The sequence below is a fragment of the Pectinatus frisingensis genome (genome assembly GCF_015732285.1).
Taxonomy (GTDB): domain Bacteria; phylum Bacillota; class Negativicutes; order Selenomonadales; family Selenomonadaceae; genus Pectinatus; species Pectinatus frisingensis.
Genome location: NZ_WIQU01000047.1, coordinates 1 through 1,846, shown reverse-complemented (window position 1 = coordinate 1,846; position 1,846 = coordinate 1). Strand labels below are relative to the sequence as shown.

2 protein-coding genes are annotated in these 1,846 nt (G+C 40.1%); both read right to left on the bottom strand.

Features of this window, described 5'->3' with window-relative positions; translation table 11 throughout:
• On the bottom strand, positions 1-907 hold a 907-nt coding region (locus tag I6751_RS09000), incomplete at its 3' end, for a hypothetical protein (protein ID WP_196591295.1).
• A 247-nt stretch (positions 908-1,154) separates the two neighbouring features.
• The coding region (locus tag I6751_RS08995) for a hypothetical protein (protein ID WP_196591294.1) at positions 1,155-1,846 on the bottom strand (692 nt) is incomplete at its 5' end.

Below are 1,846 nucleotides of genomic sequence, written 5' to 3'. Positions count from 1 at the left end.
CCGCATTGGCCGCCGAGTAAGCCCCTTGGGAAAGAAAATTTTGTTTCTGTGCTGACCAATAAACTGAATATCCCTTATCTGTAGTATCCGTATAATCTTTGTCTTCAAGTAATTCAGATGAAATAATATATTTATTTAAAGCACCATCTACCTGATTAATTGATTCACCTGTAACATTAATTTTTTTTAGAGTTTCCGCACTAGAGTTCCCAATATAAAATACAGAAGGTACTTTTCCTCGATATAAAACAGCAACGGCATTAGCCCAAGACCAATTTGCATTATTCATAGCTGCAAAGTTTTTATTTAATATATATTGAACTTTTATGTTGACTGTAGCGTCGGGATTGGTATCACTAAGTATAGGGTTAATTAAAAATACACCGTCATTATATCCCACAACCGGTGCATATGTACCATCCGAACGCAATACCGAATTGGCAGTCCCCAAGTTAATCCGAAAAGTAATATTATTGCCAATGTTCACGCTGCCGCTGTTTTCACCAAAAACTATATTTCTATCCGTATCTGAATTTGTCGTCCATGTAGGTCCATAATTAGCTTCCGTATAACCGTTAGCAGAACTATATTTATAAGCCAGATCAATCGTAGTACCAGAGCCTATTGTTGCGTTATCAACGTCAATTTCTGCATTATAATCCAATGGCCGCCATACACTGTTATTAGCTAAAGTAATGTTATTATAATAAACGTAGCCATAAAGCGTACTATCTTGCGCCGAACCTAAATATGTAGTTTTTACTCCATTTATCGTATATGATGGAAGTGAACCAATATTTTTTATATCAGCATCCTCGCCGGGTATTGTCGGTGCAGCTTGTCCCGGATATGTACCAAAAACAATCAATGCTGTTAATATGTTTATTCTTTTATATCTTGACAGCAAAAAACTCTCCCCTAATTATGAAGTCGAAGGTCATTTACTAATTGAATGACTAACCTCTTACGCACCATTCCGTGCATGATAATTCAATAATTTAACGTAAATCCAGCACATATACAAGATTGGTCTCAAATAGTTTAAAACTTTTATTTGTATGGAACTTTCACTTACAAGGTGCGTCTACGCTGGATGCACCTTAAGCAAAAGGGGCGGAATTCCACCCCTTTTGCTTAAACCATTTTCCGATTAATTATTCTCGATGGGCATTAACAAATTCTTCAAAGTCTTCCGGTTTCATACCAGTATGAGATACCAACAATGGATGGACAAAACCACGGACAGACTTGATAGTACGTGTACCGCGGCGGACTACGGAAGGCATTGCCAGGGAGATTGCATTAAAGGCCGGATTTTGGGATGCACTCCAGCCGGTGGCTGTGGCGGCATCGATAGCGCTGCCGGAAATGCCATTGGCATCATAGACACCCAGCATATTACCCAGCATGCCCCAAGCCTTATTCAATTCATCAGCCGGTAAAAGAGCCCACATAAAACCGCTAATTTCTGATAGAGCTGTTCCCGGCACTTGATTAGCTATAGTGGCTATACGCACATTCACAGCACTATTTAAAGCAGCTATAGTTGTCTTCCAAAAGCGCCCGTTTAATCGGTAATTATAAGTCGACACTGTATAGTATGAACCAGTTAGAATATAAGCTGTTCCATCTTCAAGAATGGCCAGTGAACGAATATCAAATTTATCATTATTGTATGTTGCAGCAGTTTCTATTGAATTGGCCGGCCGAACAAGATCAGTCACGGCAAGACCAGTGGTGACCTTTTGGATGCGTGAGGTATAATTCCACTTGACTGTATTGGGATACGATGTTCCATCACCGTACCACTGCGCACCGCCCAGGGCCGTCACATAGAAGCTGCCGC